This window comes from Micromonospora palythoicola (genome assembly GCF_036689795.1).
Lineage (GTDB): Bacteria > Actinomycetota > Actinomycetes > Mycobacteriales > Micromonosporaceae > Micromonospora > Micromonospora palythoicola.
Window position 1 is genome coordinate 18,473 of record NZ_JBAGKI010000032.1, and the last position, 16,318, is coordinate 34,790.

Consider the following 16,318-nt stretch of genomic DNA (forward strand, 5'->3'; position numbering starts at 1 on the left):
GCGGCCGGTGACCCGGTGACGCGTTCGGTCGTGGGCGGACTCAGTGACGTGGGCGGTTCACCTCGGTGCTGACGAACCGGGCGAGTTCCGCCGCGAGCCGGCGGGGCTGGTCCTCGGGTATCAGCGTGTAACTGTCGTCGATCTCGACCAGCCGGCCCCGCCGAAACAGCGCCGCCAGCCGGGGCCCGTGCGACCGGGGCATGAGCTTGTCCTCGCGGGCCCAGACCACGAGGACCGGCCGGTCGAACGACGCCACCCGGTCGGGCAGGGCCCGCAGTTCCGCCTTCGACGGGGTGGACAGCGCGAAGGTGCGCAGGTCCCGTCGGATCGCCCGGTCCTGCTGCGCGGGCCGGAACCAGGCATCCATCACCTCGTCGGGAATCGGGTACTTGCTCATCCATCCCCAGGCACCGGGGGCGCGGCGGAACCAGCCGAACCGCTGCAGGTGCATCGACAGCCGGAGCGCACCGGGCAGTCGCGCGCTCTTCGCCACCGCCCTGCCCGGTCTTCCCGGTGGGAAGTTGTCGAACGCCTCGCAGGCGACCAGCGCCAGAGCGGCGATCCGGTCGGTCGGTCCGTCGGCCACGAGGAACTGCACGCCACCCCAGTCGTTGGCGACCAGGGTCACCTCGCGCAGGTCCAGCGCGTCGAGCAGTTCTCCCACGAGCGCGGCGACGCCGCGGTGGGTGACCAGCTCCGGTCGGGCCATCGGTCGCCGGTGGCTGCCGAGCGGCAGTGTGGGGCAGACGCAGCGCACGGCCGGACCGAGTTCGGCGACCACCCGACGCCACAGTGTCGCGTCCATGTTCACCCCGTGCAGCAGCACCAGGACCGGTCCGTCACCGCCGGTGTCGGTGTAGTCGATCGTCCCGGCGGTCAGGGTGATGGTCGGCATCGACCGGGCCTCCTGTCGATCGGGCGTACCTCCGCGGCACGGTCATGTACCGAATGGTACATGACTCGGTCGGGTCCGTTCTGTCCGTCGCCGAGGCGGTGCCCGCCCGTCGGCGTGTTCTGCCACGCCTTAGGGGTATACGGGAGTATTGCTCAGACTCATCCGGATCGGTGACGTTACTTTCTGTTACGAGCGATCATCGCGGCCGCAGAGAGGACCGATCATGCGAGTGCCCAGCCGAAGCCCGGGACACCGATCCGGTCCTGCCGTCACACCAGCTCGCCGTCGCCCCCGTGGCGTCGTGCGACCGCTCGCCGCGGCCCCGCCCGACCTGGCGGCCTACCGCGACGCCGTGGCCGAGCTGTTGGTCGAGGTGAGCGCGCTGGCCGGAGAGGGCAGCGCGAAGGCCCGTCAGGTGCTGATCGACCAGCGACTGCGGGAGCCGGCCATCGTGCGGGTGCTCGACGCCACCTCCCAGGGCCTGATCGGAGCCCGCGAGACCCTGCTGCTGGAGATGGCCCGCTACCAGCCGAACGAGCGCAGCTCCGCCACCGACCTGGCCGCCCTCGTGCGGATCTACCTGCTGTCGCGGGTCGACGTGATGTGGTGGCGCGACGCGGCCACGTTCCTCACCGACACGCAGGTGAACCACAGCGCCGAGCTGGTGGACCTCGAATGGCTGCGGCGCCGGGACCTGCTGCGGTTCCAGTACACCGAGCAGCCCCGCACGATCGTCGGCCGGGGCGTGCGGGCGCTGCGTCGTCGGGTGCTGCCCGACGCCACGCCGCGTACCGCCGGGCTGTTGTTCCGCCGGGCCCGCCGCGAGGTGATCGCGCTGCTCAACGACATCGGGCGTGAATTCGCCGCCGCCACCCCGGCGGGCGCCCCGCCGCTGTGGGTGACCAGCCTGGTCCGCAGCGCCGAACACCAGTACCGGTTGCGACGCCTCGGGTACGCCGCGATGGTGCCCAGCGGCCACTGCCTGGGCTGGGCGGTGGACGTGGAGATGGACTGGTACCGCCGCTTCGGTGTGCGCGAGACCCTGGCCGGGCTGCTGCTGAACCGGCAGCGAGCCGGCGAGATCAACGTGATCGACGAGGGGCAGGCGTGGCACATCTGCCTCGCGCCGTCGGCGGCGCTGCGGCTGCGCCGCGCGTACGAGGCCGAGATGGGGATCTGACGATGTGCGGGATCATGCTCAGCATCGGCCCGGAGGCCGATCCCGCCATCTTCCGGCGAATGCTCGGCACGCTCGCGCCACGGGGCGAGGTGACCGAGACCCGGCACGAGAACGGACTGCTCGCCGGAACCCGACGGCTGCGGGTGGTGGACCGGGAGCGCGCGGTGCAGCCCTGGGTCTCCGCCGACGAGCGTTGGCTGCTCTGCTACAACGGCGAGGTCTTCAACCACCACGAGCTGCGGACCGAGCTGACCGCTCTCGGCCACCGGTTCCGTAGTGCCAGCGACACCGAGGTGGTGCTCGCCGCGTTCGAGCACTGGGGCGAGCGGATGGTGACCCGGTTGCGCGGCGAGTACGCCTTCGTCGTGGTGGAACGGGCCACCGGGCGCGCGTACCTGGTTCGGGATCCGCTCGGGGTCAAGCCGCTGTACTGGGCGTGGACCCCGGGCTGCCTGCACCTCGCCAGCGAGATCAAGGCGCTGGTCCGGCTGGGCGCGCCGGTGGCCGAGGTGCCGCCGGGGCACCATGGCTGGGCCGACGCCGACGGTCAGGTCCAGCTACGACCGTACGTGGATCTGCTCGCCCTCGGCGCGGGCCGGCCGGTGGTGGCGGACCCGGACGAGGCCGCCCTGCTCGTCCGGGCCGCCCTCACCGACAGCCTCCGGGTGCGGTTGGACACCGATCTCACGGTCGGCGTGGTGCTCTCCGGTGGCCTGGACAGTTCCCTGGCGCTGTTGCACGCGGCGCGGTACCACCCGGACTGCGTCGCCGTCACCGTCGGCGTGCCGCAGAGCCCCGACCTGGCGTACGCGCGGCGGCTGGCGAAGGACCTCGGGGTCGCGCACGAGGTGGTGGAGTTGCGTCCGCGCGACATCCGCCTGGCGGACGTGCGGGAGGCGATCCGGATATCGGAGCTGACCGAGTACGGCGACATCATCAACGCCGTGGTCTCCGTACCGATCTTCCGCAGGATGCGGGAACTCGGCGTCAAGGTCGTGCTCACCGGGGACGGATCCGACGAGCTGTTCGGCGGTTACCCGATGTATCACGAGGTCGGCCCGGAGGCGTCCCGGCGACTCTTCCTGCACAAGATCCGGAACCTGTGCCGGACCGAGTTGCAGCGGGTCGACCGCACCAGCATGGCCTTCGGCGTCGAGGCCCGGGTGCCCTTCCTCGATCTCGCGCTCGTCGAGTTGGCGATGCGGTTGCCGATCGAGTTGAAGATGCGGGACGGCCAGGAGAAGTGGATCGTCCGGCGGGCGTTCGCCGACCTGCTGCCCGACTACATCCGGCGTCGGCCGAAGAACCCCATGTCGTACTCCTCCGGGCTGCACGAGCGGACCCGGCTGTACAAGCCGCTCTTCGCCCGCCTGCACCGCTCCTTCGGCTACCACCTGCTGGAGCCGGTCCGCCGCGACTTCGACAGCGTGCTGACGCGCTGCGGTAACGACCTGGACGCCGCGCTCGCCGCCGGCCGGGCGAGACCCGACTACACGGTGCTCGAACACGCCCGCGACCTGGTCGGCGCGGCGAAGTGGAACGCCACCCCGATCATGCGCCGGCTGGTGTCCCCACGCCGCAACCGTGGCGACGAGGCCCCACTGCCCGGCTGAGCCGTTGCCGGCGGCCGGTGGGCCAGGCTTGACTCTGACACGGTGTCAGCGCCGACCGTGGAGGTGCCATGTTGACCATCGGAGACTTCGCCAGCCTCGGCCGCGTGTCGGTACGGATGCTGCGGCACTACGACAGCCTCGGGCTGCTACCGCCGGCCGCCGTCGACCCGCACAGCGGCTACCGCTACTACACCGCCGCCCAGTTGGGTCGGCTCAACCGGGTGATCGCGCTGAAGGACCTCGGGCTGACCCTGGCCCAGGTGCGGTCGATCCTCGACGAGACTGTCGACCTCGGTGAGCTGCGGGGCATGCTGCGGCTGCGCCGGGCCCAGTTGGCGGCCCAGGTGGTGGCGGACACGGCGCGGCTGTCGAGCGTCGAGGCGAGGCTCCACATGATCGAGACGGAGGGTCAGATGACCAGCCAGGATGTCGTGCTCAAGCAGGTGCCGCCGATCCGGGTCGCGGAGCTGAGTGCCGTCGCCCGCAGCTACGAGCCGGCGGACATCGGTCCGGTACTGACGCCGCTCTACCCGGAGCTGTTCCGCCGGTTGGAGGAGGCCGGGGTGAACCCGGCCGGACCGGCGGTGGCCTGGTACGAACAGGCCGCCGACGGTGAGGGCGTGGTCGTGCACGCCGGGGTGGGGATCGAAGGCGCAACGGCGGCCGGTGACGTCGCCGTGGTGGAACTGCCGGAGATCACGGCGGCGACGACGATCCACCACGGCCCGATGGACACGGCCGACCGCAGCATGCAGGTGCTGGCCCGGTGGATCGAGGAGAACGACTGGCGGCCGGACGGCTACGCTCGCGAGTTCTACGTGGAGTACTGGCCGGAGGAGGCCGACAAGGGGGTCACCGAGCTGCAACTGCCGGTGCGTCGGGCCTGAACCGGGCGGGTGGCCGGGCTGGTGGCCGGCCACCCGCCGCGCGGTGGTCCAGGTCAGCCCGTGAGCAGCAGGGCACCGACCGCCACGAGCGTGCCGAGCACCGCGACCGCGGCACTCGTCACCAGGAACCGCACCACCGGTACCCGGACCCGGGCGGCCCGGCAGCGTTCCAGCCACAGCAGCGTCGCCAGCGACGCCCAGGGCAGCGCCAGCGGTCCCACGTTGGTGCCGATCAGCAGCGCCAGCAGTCGCTGCCGTTCCCCGGCGGGCAGCGCCACCTCACCGGCCAGGTATGCCGGCAGATTGTTCACCAGGTTGGCCAGCAGGGCTCCGGTACCGCCCGCGCGCAGCGCGCCCAGCGCCCCACCGTCCCGCCCGACCAGCCCGACCACCAGGTCGTTCAACCCGTGCCGACCGATCGTCTGGATCACCAGGAACAGTCCGGTGACGAAGAGCAGCAACCGCCAGGGGACCAGCGCGCACCGCAGCGCGGCGGGCGAGCGGATCGCGAAGGCGACCACCAGCAGACCGGCGGCGACGGCCGAGCCGAGGCCGACCGGCACGCCGGTCAGGATCGCGCCGACGAACACCAGGCAACCGGCGAGCGCGACGCGGTACAGCACCGGGTCGGGCGGGCGGTGCGGCGCCGGTGTCGGGAACCGGTTGCCCGGCGGTCGGTCCGGCCGCCACCAGCAGTACCAGAGCAGCACCGTGGTGACCGCGAGCACGGCCAGTTGCGGCAGCCACATCAGGCTCGCGTACGTGAGCGGGTCCAGCCCGATCCGGTCCGCGGCGAGCAGATTGGTCAGGTTGGACACCGGCAGCAGCAGGCTGGCCGTGTTCGCCAGCCAGACGGTGGTGACCGCCAGCGGCGCCACCGCGGTGCGCAGCGTGACCGCGAGGGTGAGCATCACCGGGGTGAGCAGCACGGCGGTGGTGTCCAGGTTGAGCACGACGGTGGTCACCGCGGCGAAGCCGACGCAGAGCGCGAACAGTGCCGGCCAGCTGCCTCCGGCGGCGCCGGCCAACCGGGTCGCGAGCACGTCGAACACACCGGCGGCCGCGGTCAGTTCGGCGAGGATCACCACGGTGCCGAGGAAGATCAGCAGCGGCAGGATCCGGCCGAGGGTGGCGGCGGCCTCGGGACGGGGCAGCAGCCCGGTCGCCACGCAGCCGGCCCCGACGACGGCGAGCGCGACGGCGATCGCGTCGAGCGGGTGCGGGCGTCGTCGGGTCGGTCGGATCGGGGCGGGCGGGGCAGCCCCGGCGGAGGTCACGGTCGGCCATCCTGACACGCCCGGCGTACGCTGCCGGTTCCGGTGCCGTTGCCGGTGACGGCGGGCACGGCCGACGGTGACAGCGCAACCGCGACGGCGGCCTGCCGACCGCACCCGGAGTGGATGGTGTCGGCAGGCCGCCGCCGGTGTGGCCCGCTCAGCCGGCGGGCGGGTACGGGTCGTCCTGGTAGGTGTACTCGGTCTCGATCTTCCCGTCGGCGGTGTGCACGACGAGCTGGCTGGGCTCGTTGCCGTGCGCCGTCTCGCGCCCGACCTCGACCGCCCGCTGCTTCGTGTCGTACGTCCCGACGACGGTGCTACCCTGCTCGACCTTCCAGCCGGTGCCGTCGGGCACCACGTGGTACTCGTTGCGCGTCATCTCCCACCCCTTCCCTGCGTGACGGACGAGGTACCCGGGACGGGCGGGGGAAAACGTGGCCACTGCGGCGGCTGGTGGGCGTGGTCCGGCACGGACCGGGCCCGGCCACCCCCCGCGGGGGCGACCGGGCCCGGTCGGTGTGCTGGTCCTACCAGCTCAGGTAGCTGGGCTGGGTCTGCACGTTCAGCTCGCGGAAGTAGGCGAGCTTGGCCGTCCACGTCCGCCAGTCGTTGAGCTCGAGCACGTCGAGCCCCTTCTGGATGTCGGAGGAGTAGATGTGCCCGTTGTAGTAGTAGGCCGACCAGGAGCCGCCGATGATGAGCTGGTCGCCCGACAGCGGGCCGCGTTCCCAGTAGCCGATCTCCTTGGGCTTGCGGGAGTTGGTGAAGTCCCACACCGAGACGCCGCCCTGATACCAGGCCTGGACCATGATGTCCTTGCCGAGGACCGGGATGAGCGAGCCGTTGTGGGCCACGCAGTTCTCGGTGTCGCCGTTGGTCCGAGGAATCTTGTAGTAGCTGCGGAACTCCAGCTGGCGCGTGTCACCCCGACCGGTGATGTCGTAGATGGCGTTGGCGCCGCGCTCCGGGCCCACGGTCTCGTTGCAGGTGGCGCCGCCACCACCGCCCAGCTCGTCGGTGAAGACGACCTTGGTGCCGCGGTTGTTGAAGGTGGCCGAATGCCAGAACGCGAAGTTGGTGGTGTCCCGCACGGTGTGCAGCACCCGCGGCGCCTCCCGCTTGCTGATGTCCAGCAGCACCCCGTCACCCATGCAGGCGCCGGCGGCGAGGTCCTTGGACGGGTAGGCGGTGATGTCGTGGCAGCCGGAGGTCGCCGAGCCCCCGGTGCGACCCCCGTAGCCGCCGTCGGGGAAGAGGTTCGGCGTGGCGACCACGGCCGCGTCGGTCGGCTTCTTGAGCGGCACCTTGACGATGCTGATCGAGTCGTGCGGCGGCTGGCAGTCCGGGAAGGCGGCGTTCGGGCTGTACGAGGAGACGTACAGGTAGACCGACTTCCGGTCCTTCGCCGGTACCAGCGTGTGGGTGTGCGAGCCGCAGGCCGTCTCGACCGCCTTGATGTACCGCGGGCTGGCCTTCTGGCTGATGTCGAAGATCTTGATGCCCTCCCACGATTCCTTGATCGTGGCGGACTGGGAGGCGCTGCTGCACGAGTCGTCGTTGCGGGACGCGTCCGTGGACAGGAAGAGCAGGTCACCGTAGACGGAGACGTCGTTCTGCGCGCCCGGGCAGAGCACCTGGGAGACGATCGTCGGCTTGCTCGGCTTCGCGACGTCGTAGATGACGAAGCCGTCGTAGTTGCCGACGAAGGCGTACCTGCCCTGGAAGGCGATGTCGGTGCCGAGCGCCGCGGTGGTGTTGAACGGCGCCTGCTTCGGCAGGTTGGCGATCAGTTTGAGGTTGGGGCTGCTGGCGATCTCGTCGACACCGAGCGGTGCCTCGACGGCCGCGGCCGGCTCGGTTGCCGCTGACGAGACCGTCTGCGCGTTGCCGGGTGAGGCAACGGCGACGCTGGCGAGGAGGAGCCCGGTGGCGGCCACACTGACGATACGCAGTTGCCGCCCCCGTGGCAGGGTCAATCCGACCATCGGCGACGCCCTTCGAGAGGGTAGTGACGTTGGCCGTACCCTACTCGCAGATGAGTTTCGTCGATGTGATCCAGCTCACATTCGGCGTCCAATGTGAATGGACGCGATCGCGGCTACCTCGACTCGGAGAAGGTGTGGCATGACCGCCCGGCGTGGACGTCCGTTCGCCACCGTCACACATCAGAGGCGTTCCACGGTGGGGCCGGCGCAGCGGTTGCGGGTGTCGAAGACGTATCGGGCATGGCGGGCCACGAGGTCGTAGTCGAACACGTCGTGGTCGGTGACCACCACGACCCCGTCGGCCTCGCGCAGCTCACGCTCGGTCAGGCTCACCGTCAGCACCCCGCCGGGGAGATGGTGCGCCTCGGCGTACGGCTCGACCGCCCGGACCTCGGCGCCGAGTTCCCGTAGCCGCCGGGCGACCTCGACGGCCGGCGAGTCACGCATGTCACCGGTGTTGCGCTTGTACGCCAACCCGAGCAGCAGCAGCCGGGCGCCCCGGACCGCCCGCCCGGAGCGGTTCAACCCGGCCATCACCCGCTGGGCCACGTGCTCGGGCATCTCGTGGTTGACGTCGTTGGCCAGTTCGATGAACCGGAACTGCCGGCCGAGCCGGCGCTTGACCTGCCAGGAGAGGTAGCAGGGGTCGATCGGCAGGCAGTGTCCGCCGACGCCGGGCCCGGGCCGGAACGGCATGAATCCGAACGGCTTCGTCTCGGCCGCCCCGATGGCCTGCCACACGTCGATGTCCAACTGGTGCGAGAGCATCGTCAGCTCGTTGACCAGCGCAATGTTGACCTGCCGGAAGGTGTTCTCGATGAGCTTGGTCAGCTCGGCGACCCGGGTCGAGTCGACCGGCACCGTCCGCTGGACCAGCCGCCGGTAGAACGAGTCGACCCGCGCCAACGCGGCGGCGTCCACCCCGGAAACCACCTTCGGCGTGTTCGCCAACTGCCACGTCGGGTTGCCCGGATCGATGCGTTCGGGGCTGTACCCGAGGTGGTAGTCCCCGGGACTGCGCAGGCCACTGGCCGCCTCCAGCAGCGGGCGGAGCAGCTCCTCGGTGGTGCCGGGGTAGGTGGTCGACTCCAGGACCACCGTGCAGCCGGGCCGCAGGTACGGTCCGATCCCCGTACCGGCCTGTTCCACGAAGCTCAGGTCGGGGGTGCCGTCGCGCAGCGGAGTGGGCACGGTGATGACGCAGACGTCGAAGTCCTTCGCGTCGGCGTACTCGGTGCTCGGCTGGTAGCGACCGCTGGCCAGGGCCCGGCCGAGCCGGTCGGCCGGGATGTCCGACACGAACGACTCGCCGGAGGCGAGCCGTTTGATCCGGTCGGCGTCGACGTCGAGGCCGACCACGTCCATACCGGCTTCGACGGCCTGCATGGCCAGTGGCAGACCGACGTAACCCTGGCCGACGACGACCAACTTCTCCACGCTCACCCGAACTCCCGCACCGTAGGAGATAACTGCTGGTGAGGAGCCTAGAGCGCGGTGTGGTGTCGTACGTCCGTTTCGGGGATTTCGGGAAGGTTGAGGCTGGTGTGGTCAGCCGTCCCCGCCGTCGCCGGTGCCCGGATCCACCTCGGGTGTGGTGGCGGGCGTCGACGGGGTGGTAGGTGTCGACGACGCCGGGCTGCTGGGCGTGTCCGTCGGCTCCGGGCCGGTGCTGGGCGTGGTCGGTTCCGGCGACGGGGGTGCGCTCGACTCGCTGGGCTGCGGCGAGGACGGCGAGGGCGAGGGGGATTCGGTCGCCTGGGTCGTCGAATTGGCCGGACGCAGTGACGGCACCTGGGCAGGTGCGCTCTCCTGCGGGCTCGGCGGTGCCTCGTCCTCGGCGCTGGACTCGACCGTCGGCGCGGTGGTCGGCAGCTTGACCGCCGGGGTGTTCGCCTCCTGCGTGGCGCCGAGCGCCGCACCGAGCGCCGTCATCCCGACCAGCACGGCGGTCAGCGCGCCGACCAGCTTGCCGCGCCGTCGTCGTCCCGGTGGCCGTGGGTCGAACACCGGCTGCCCGGTGCGCGTGTCCGGTCCCGCGTCGCGCAGCGCCGGGCCCATCGGGGTCACCGTGCTGGGCAGGCTGCCCTCCGAAACGGCCGCCCGGGCCGCCTCCGCCATCGCCGCGCCGCTGCTGAACCGGTCGGCCGGATCCTTGGCGAGCGCCCGGTCGACCAGCACCCGGACCGCTTCGGGTATGTCGTGCGGCAGTTCCGGTGGCGGGTCGTCGAGGTGCCGGACGGCGACCTGGAGGGGGTTGTCGCCGGTGAACGGCGGACTGCCGGTCAGGCAGCAGTAGGCGACCGCGCCGAGCGCGTACAGGTCGGTCGCCCCGGAGACCGGTCGCCCGGCGGCCTGCTCGGGAGCCATGTAGAGGGCGGTGCCCGGGACGGCGTTCGTGCTGGTGATGCTCGTGACGTCTGTCGACCGGGCGACCCCGAAGTCGACCAGGACGACCGTGCCGTCCTCCTGCATCAGCAGGTTGCTCGGTTTGACGTCGCGGTGCACGATCCCGCCGAGGTGCGCGGCGTGCAACGCCTGCGCCGCCTGGGCCACCACGGACATGGCCACGCCCACGTCCAGGCGGCCCTCGGCCTCGATCCGCTTGGACAGCGGTTGACCGGTGACGAACTCCATGACCAGGTAGTCGGCTCGGCCACCGTCGGGCAGATCGTCCTCACCGCAGTCGTAGACCTGCACGATCCCCGGGTGCCGCAGCGCCGCCATGATCCGCGCCTCGGCGCGGAACCGGGCGATGAAGTCAGGATCGGAGACGAGCGCGGGTAGCAGCACCTTGACCGCGACCTGCCGGCCCAGGATCAAGTCGGTTGCCCGCCAGACGTCGCCCATGCCGCCGGTGGCGACACGCTCGTCCAAGCGGTACCGGCCGCTGAGTACGACCTCCGAAGACAACACGGCACCACCGTACCCACAGCTGGCTCGACCGGCGCGTCGGCGGGTCGGGCCGTCCCGGTGCCGCTACCGACACGTCCGTCGGCGTCGGGCCACGGACGTGTCAGCTGGTGACCGCGCCGGCACCGGGCGCGACATCGTCGTCGGTACCGCCCGGTACGTTCGGGCTGCCGGTGGCCGCAGCGTCGTCGCCCCGCGCCGCGTTACGGCGAACCGCAGCGACGACGGGTAGACAATTCTCACTGCCGGTACGCCCGCTCCGCCCGGTCGAGGGGCGTCGGCGGTCCCGACCTCAGCCCGATCAGGTCGGCGGCGCGGGTCGCGCGGGTCCAGGTTGTGGTCCCCGGCGTTGTCGGCGAGAATCCGCTACCGGGCCGCACCGGCCCGGTTCGGTCGGGGGTGGAATGCGGATCTCGGTTCGGCGCGCGCAGCGGGCCGAGCCGTCGCGTGCCCCGGCCAGGCGGGCGGCGCGTGAGCGGCCGGTGGGCCGGCGGCGGTGCGACCGTGCCCGGTGAACTGGACCACCTGGTATCGGCAGCCCGGGCCGGTGACGAGGACGCCTTCCGCCAGCTCTACCGCACCCTGCAGCCCGGGCTGCTGCGCTACCTGACCGCCCTGGTCGGCGCGGACGCCGAGGACGTCGCGTCGGAGACCTGGTTGCAGGTCGCCCGGGACCTGCCCACCTTCACCGGTGGGGAATTTCGTGCCTGGGCCGTCACCATCGCCCGGAACCGGGCCATGGATCACCTGCGCCGGCAGCGCCGTCGCCCCGCACTGTCAGTGCCGGTGCAGGAACTGAGCGAGTTGGCCGGGGACGCGGACACCGCCGAGCGGGCGGGCGAGACCCTCGGTACCGAGGCGGCGCTCGCGCTGATCGCCAGCCTGCCGCCCCGGGAGGCCGAGGCGGTCCTGCTGCGTGCCGTGATCGGGCTCGACGCGGAGACCGCCGGACGGGTGCTCGGCCGTCGGGCCGGTGCGGTGCGTACCGCCGCCCACCGCGGCCTGCGCCGACTGGCCGTCCTGCTGGACCAGCGAGGAGCGGCCACCGCCCCGGGCGACGCGGCGGCCGGACAGGACGAGGGCCCGAGCCGGACCGACACCCGGCGGGCCGGCCTCCCGCCCCAGATCGAACCGGTGGACGGCTGACATGCGCGGACTGCTGCTGATGTTGCGCCGGTCGCGTCGTGCCGACCACGAGCGGCTGCTGGACGCCGCCCCGGACGCCCGGTCGGCACCGGGCCCGACCGGCCCGCTGGCCGACCTGTTGCGGGCCGCCGCCGCTCCGGCCCGGGAGCGGGAACTTGCCGGCGAGGAGGCCGCCGTCGCGGCGTTTCGGGCCGCCCGCCGGTCGGAAGCGGCGGTACCGGCGGCCCGGCGACGACGGCACCGGTTCACCGCCGGTGCCGTGGCCTGGATCGCCGGATTGGTGGCCGCCGCCACGGCGGGCGCCGCCCTGGCCGGGGTCGGCCTGAACCGCGCCGGGCCGGGCACGTCACCGGTGGTCACCAGCCCGTCCGTGCCGGCACCCGGCGCCGACGACCGCGCGCCCGCCGGCGAGGCCACCGCGACCCCGACCGGCGCGCCCACCGATACGGCGACCTCCGTGCCCACGCGGTCACCGAGCGCCTCGGTGTCGCCGAGCGCGTCGGCGACGCCGAGCCCCGGGACCAGCGGGTACGTCGGTCCCGGCAACTCGGACAACACCACCGACCGGCCGGGGCTGTGTCGGGCCTACCTGGCCAAGTCGGAACGGCAGCGGGAGAAGGCGCTACGCAAGCCCGCGTTCGAGGAGCTGGTGGTCGCGGCCGGCGGCGCGGAACACGTCGAGGAGTACTGCCGGGAGCTGCGGGCGGGCACCGACGCGGGGCCGACCGCGAGCCCCGGCGGCTGAGTCCGGCCGGCCGGCCGGCAGGCGTCCCACCCGGACCGAATTCGACCGAATCGTGAAATCCTTTCGACGCGCGGTGTGCCCCTGCTAGACAGGTTGTGGCGACATCGTCCGGGCCGACATCGGACGAAGCGCCTCGTCCCCAGCCGGTCACGGCGACGTGCCCGGCGTTCGGAGCCGGTGCGCCGGCACCGGGTGGTTCAGCTTCACCGGGCGGCGATGTCACCGGGGTGGGCTACCGTGGCGGCGGATCCGATCGGGAAGGGAGCCAAGCATGGTGATGTCACCGGAGCTGGACCGGATCCCGGTGCTGCGGGACCGCGCCGCCGCTGCCCGGCACCTCGCCCGGATCTGCTTCAAGACCGGTCCACCCACCCTCACGGGGGTCGAGCTGGAATGGACGGTCCACGACGCCGTCGATCCGGCCCGCCCCGTCGACGCCGCGCGGCTGCGCGCGGCGCTGGGGCCGTACGCCCCCACCACGCTGGACCCGACCAGCCCGGCCCTGTGCCTGCTCCAGGGCGGCGCGATGACCGTCGAGCCGGGCGGGCAACTGGAGATCTCCACCCCACCGCGAGCCCGCGTCACCTCGTTGATCGACGCCACCCAGTCCGACGTGGCGCAGGCGACCAGACTGTTGGACGCCGCCGGCCTGACTCTCGGCCGATCCGGCATCGATCCGTACCGACCACCCCGGTCGGTGATCGACACCCCCCGCTACCGGGCGATGCGCCAGGTCTTCGACCGGCGCGGCCCGGACGGGCGGACGATGATGTACAGCACGGCCGGCCTGCAGATCTGCCTCGACGCCGGGCAGCCCGAGCAGCTGCGGGCCCGGTGGCAGTTGGTACACGCGGCCGGCCCGACCCTGCTCGCCACCTTCGCCACCGCCAGCCGGCACGCCGGCCGGGACACCGGCTGGGCGTCGGCCCGGATGGGCGCGTGGTGGCGCATCGACCCGGCCCGGACCGCCCCGGTCTGGACGCCGGACCGGGCCGACCGGGATCCGGTGGCCGCCTGGACGGCCTACGTGCTGGCCGCGCCGCTGCTCTGCGTGCGGGGTGACGGTCCGGACTGGACCGCACCACCGGAGGTGACGTTCGCCGACTGGATCGACGGGGCGCTGCACCGGCCGCCGCGCGTCGACGACCTGGAGTACCACGTCAGCACGCTCTTCCCGCCGGTGCGTCCGCGTGGCTACCTGGAGATCCGATACCTCGACGCCCAACCGGGGCGGGGCTGGATCCTGCCGTTGGCGGTGTTCAGCGCCCTGCTCAGCGGCCCCGACACGATCGACGCGGCGATCGCGGTGACCGCGCCCGCCGCCGACGGCTGGCACCGCGCCGCGCGGTACGGCCTGCGGGACGCGACCCTGGCCCGCGCCGCCACGGATCTGCTCGACCTGGCCCGGAGCGCGCTCCCGAGGCTGGAGCTGCCGCCCGCCCTGCACCGCGAGATCGACCAGGGACTACGACGGCGGTGTGCCGCCGCGGAGAGGAGTCAGCCGTGACCGACACCAGCACCGACCGTGACACCGAGGGGTTGCGCGACCGGATCGCGGCGGAACTCGCCCGGACCCGTGCCCGGACCGCCCTGCTGACCGAGGCGGTGGACGACGCCGATCTGATGCGCCAGCACTCACCGCTGATGTCCCCGCTCGTCTGGGACCTGGCGCACGTGGGCAACCAGGAGGAGCTCTGGCTGGTGCGCGACGTGGGCGGGCGGGAGGCGGTCCGGTGCGACATCGACGACCTGTACGACGCGTTCAAGCAACCGCGTCGGGACCGCCCGTCGTTGCCGCTGCTGCCCCCGGCGGAGGCCCGGGCGTACGTGGCCACGGTTCGGGAGAAGGTCCACGACCTGCTGGACCGCGTCACCTTCGACAGTTCCCGGCTGGTCGCCGACGGGTTCGCCTTCGGCATGATCGTGCAGCACGAGCAGCAGCACGACGAGACCATGCTCGCCACCCACCAGTTGCGGTCCGGCCCGGTGGCGCTGCACGCGTCGCCGCCACCCGAGCCGACCGTCCGGGTGCCCGCCGAGGTGCTGGTGCCCGCCGGCCCGTTCGTGATGGGCACCGACACGGACCCCTGGGCGCTGGACAACGAGCGGCCGGCCCACCGGGTGGAGCTGCCCGCGTACGTCATCGACGCCGCACCGGTGACCAACGGCGCGTACCGCGCCTTCATCGCCGACGGGGGATACGACGACCCGCGCTGGTGGACCGAGGTGGGCTGGCGGCACCGCCGACAGGCCGGGATCGCCGCGCCGATGCACTGGCAGCGGGACGGCGACGGCTGGTCCTACCTGCGGTTCGGCCGTTGGGAGCGGGTTCGCGACGACGAGCCGGTGGTGCACGTCTGCTTCCACGAGGCGCAGGCGTACGCCACCTGGGCGGGCAAGCGGCTGCCCACCGAGGCGGAGTGGGAGAAGGCCGCCCGGTGGGATCCGGCCACCGGCCGGTCCCGACGCTATCCGTGGGGCGACGACGACCCCACCTCCGCGCACGCCAACCTGGGCCAACGGCACCTGTCGCCGGCACCGGTGGGCGCCTACCCGGCCGGCGTCTCGCCGCTGGGCGTGCACCAGCTCATCGGCGACGTGTGGGAGTGGACCGCCACCCCCTTCCGGGGCTATCCGGGCTTCGCGGCCTTCCCCTACCGGGAATACTCCGAGGTCTTCTTCGGCGACGACCACCAGGTGCTGCGGGGCGGCTCGTTCGGCACCGACCGGGCGGCCTGCCGCGGCACGTTCCGCAACTGGGACTACCCGATCCGGCGGCAGATCTTCAGCGGCTTCCGCTGCGCTCGCGACGCCCGGCCCGACGAGGCGCACCGGTGACGGTCGGAAAGCCGGTCGTCTGATGTGCCGACACCTGGCCTATCTGGGGCCGCCGGTGACCCTGCGGGAACTGCTGTTCGACCCGCCGCACTCACTGCTGCGCCAGTCCTGGGCGCCACGCGACATGCGTGGCGGCGGGACCATCAACGCCGACGGCTTCGGCGTCGGGTGGTACCCGGACGGCGCCGCGCCGGTGCGGTACCGCCGGGCACAGCCGATCTGGAGCGACCCGACGATCGCCGAGCTGGCGGCGGTCACCTCGGCCGGCGCGGTGCTGGCCGCCGTCCGCTCGGCCACCGTCGGCATGGCGATCGTCGACACCGCCGCCGCACCGTTCGCGGACGGGCGGTGGCTGTTCAGCCACAACGGCGTGGTGCGCGGCTGGCCCGACTCGATGGTCCCGCTCGCCGCCGAGCTGCCCGTACGGGACCTGCTCACCCTGGACGCGACCACCGACTCGGCGCTGCTGTGGGCGCTGGTCCGCGACCGGTTGCGCGCCGGTGTCGCGCCGGCCCGGGCGGTCGCCGAGACGGTCACCTCGGTCGCCGCGACGGCACCCGGGTCCCGGCTCAACCTGTTGCTCACCGACGGTCACACGGTGGTCGCCAGCGCGGCCGGGCACGCCCTGTCGTTGCGCGCCACCGCCGGCTCGGTGCTGCTGGTCTCCGAGCCGCACGACGACGAACCGGGGTGGCGTGAGGTGCCCGAGGGACAGCTCGTGCAGGCCACCGCGACCGAGGTGCGCCAGCGGGAACTGGCCGCATGGTGAGGCTGGCCGACGACGCACCACCGGGCGTGCGCGCAGCCGCACGCACCTGTCAGACACGACGGAAGGGGACAGC

General features: G+C 72.5%; 14 protein-coding genes. 8 read left to right on the forward strand and 6 right to left on the reverse strand.

The window, feature by feature from the left end:
* Nucleotides 1-40: 40 nt before the first annotated feature.
* The gene (locus tag V5O40_RS16185; RefSeq protein WP_332906205.1) at nt 41-895 is read right to left on the reverse strand and encodes an alpha/beta fold hydrolase; all 855 of its coding nucleotides are present in this window, start codon (nt 893-895) and stop codon (nt 41-43) included.
* Between the two features lie 223 nt (nt 896-1,118).
* Between V5O40_RS16185 and V5O40_RS16190 the strand changes: the two genes are divergently transcribed.
* The 3 genes from V5O40_RS16190 (at nt 1,119) to V5O40_RS16200 (ending at nt 4,575) form a co-directional block, all read left to right on the forward strand.
* Complete coding sequence (locus V5O40_RS16190; protein ID WP_332906206.1) at nt 1,119-2,075, forward strand: DUF5715 family protein; 957 nt, start codon at nt 1,119-1,121, stop codon at nt 2,073-2,075.
* A gap of 2 nt (nt 2,076-2,077) precedes the next feature.
* Nucleotides 2,078-3,688, forward strand: coding sequence for an asparagine synthetase B family protein (locus V5O40_RS16195; protein WP_332906207.1), 1,611 nt, complete (start codon nt 2,078-2,080; stop codon nt 3,686-3,688).
* Between the two features lie 68 nt (nt 3,689-3,756).
* A complete protein-coding gene (locus tag V5O40_RS16200) occupies nt 3,757-4,575 on the forward strand; it encodes a MerR family transcriptional regulator (RefSeq protein WP_332906208.1) in 819 nt (272 codons plus the stop codon).
* A 53-nt stretch (nt 4,576-4,628) separates the two neighbouring features.
* Here V5O40_RS16200 and V5O40_RS16205 read toward each other — a convergent pair whose 3' ends face one another.
* From V5O40_RS16205 to V5O40_RS16225, 5 genes are all read right to left on the reverse strand, one after another.
* On the reverse strand, nt 4,629-5,852 hold the full coding sequence (locus tag V5O40_RS16205) for an ArsB/NhaD family transporter (protein ID WP_332906209.1): 1,224 nt from the start codon (nt 5,850-5,852) through the stop codon (nt 4,629-4,631).
* Nucleotides 5,853-6,009: 157 nt separating this feature from the next.
* The gene (locus tag V5O40_RS16210; protein ID WP_164447321.1) at nt 6,010-6,231 is read right to left on the reverse strand and encodes a DUF2188 domain-containing protein; all 222 of its coding nucleotides are present in this window, start codon (nt 6,229-6,231) and stop codon (nt 6,010-6,012) included.
* Between the two features lie 148 nt (nt 6,232-6,379).
* Nucleotides 6,380-7,837 carry an LVIVD repeat-containing protein gene (locus V5O40_RS16215; RefSeq protein ID WP_332906210.1) on the reverse strand — a complete coding sequence of 486 codons (1,458 nt, stop codon included), beginning with the start codon at nt 7,835-7,837 and terminating at the stop codon, nt 6,380-6,382.
* A 180-nt stretch (nt 7,838-8,017) separates the two neighbouring features.
* Nucleotides 8,018-9,280, reverse strand: coding sequence for a nucleotide sugar dehydrogenase (locus V5O40_RS16220; protein ID WP_332906211.1), 1,263 nt, complete (start codon nt 9,278-9,280; stop codon nt 8,018-8,020).
* Nucleotides 9,281-9,385: 105 nt separating this feature from the next.
* Nucleotides 9,386-10,750 (reverse strand): serine/threonine-protein kinase, encoded by a 1,365-nt coding sequence (locus V5O40_RS16225; protein WP_332906212.1) that lies wholly within the window; start codon nt 10,748-10,750, stop codon nt 9,386-9,388.
* A gap of 501 nt (nt 10,751-11,251) precedes the next feature.
* Here V5O40_RS16225 and V5O40_RS16230 point away from each other — a divergent pair.
* The 5 genes from V5O40_RS16230 (at nt 11,252) to egtC (ending at nt 16,245) form a co-directional block, all read left to right on the forward strand.
* Nucleotides 11,252-11,893, forward strand: coding sequence for an RNA polymerase sigma factor (locus V5O40_RS16230; protein ID WP_332906213.1), 642 nt, complete (start codon nt 11,252-11,254; stop codon nt 11,891-11,893).
* Nucleotide 11,894: 1 nt separating this feature from the next.
* The gene (locus tag V5O40_RS16235) at nt 11,895-12,638 is read left to right on the forward strand and encodes a hypothetical protein (RefSeq protein WP_332906214.1); all 744 of its coding nucleotides are present in this window, start codon (nt 11,895-11,897) and stop codon (nt 12,636-12,638) included.
* A gap of 271 nt (nt 12,639-12,909) precedes the next feature.
* Nucleotides 12,910-14,145, forward strand: coding sequence for an ergothioneine biosynthesis glutamate--cysteine ligase EgtA (gene egtA, locus V5O40_RS16240; protein ID WP_332906215.1), 1,236 nt, complete (start codon nt 12,910-12,912; stop codon nt 14,143-14,145).
* Nucleotides 14,142-15,476 (forward strand): ergothioneine biosynthesis protein EgtB, encoded by a 1,335-nt coding sequence (egtB, locus tag V5O40_RS16245; RefSeq protein ID WP_332906216.1) that lies wholly within the window; start codon nt 14,142-14,144, stop codon nt 15,474-15,476. Before egtA ends, egtB begins: the two co-directional genes overlap by 4 nt.
* A gap of 22 nt (nt 15,477-15,498) precedes the next feature.
* A complete protein-coding gene (gene egtC, locus V5O40_RS16250) occupies nt 15,499-16,245 on the forward strand; it encodes an ergothioneine biosynthesis protein EgtC (protein ID WP_332906217.1) in 747 nt (248 codons plus the stop codon).
* The last annotated feature ends 73 nt before the right edge of the window (nt 16,246-16,318 follow it).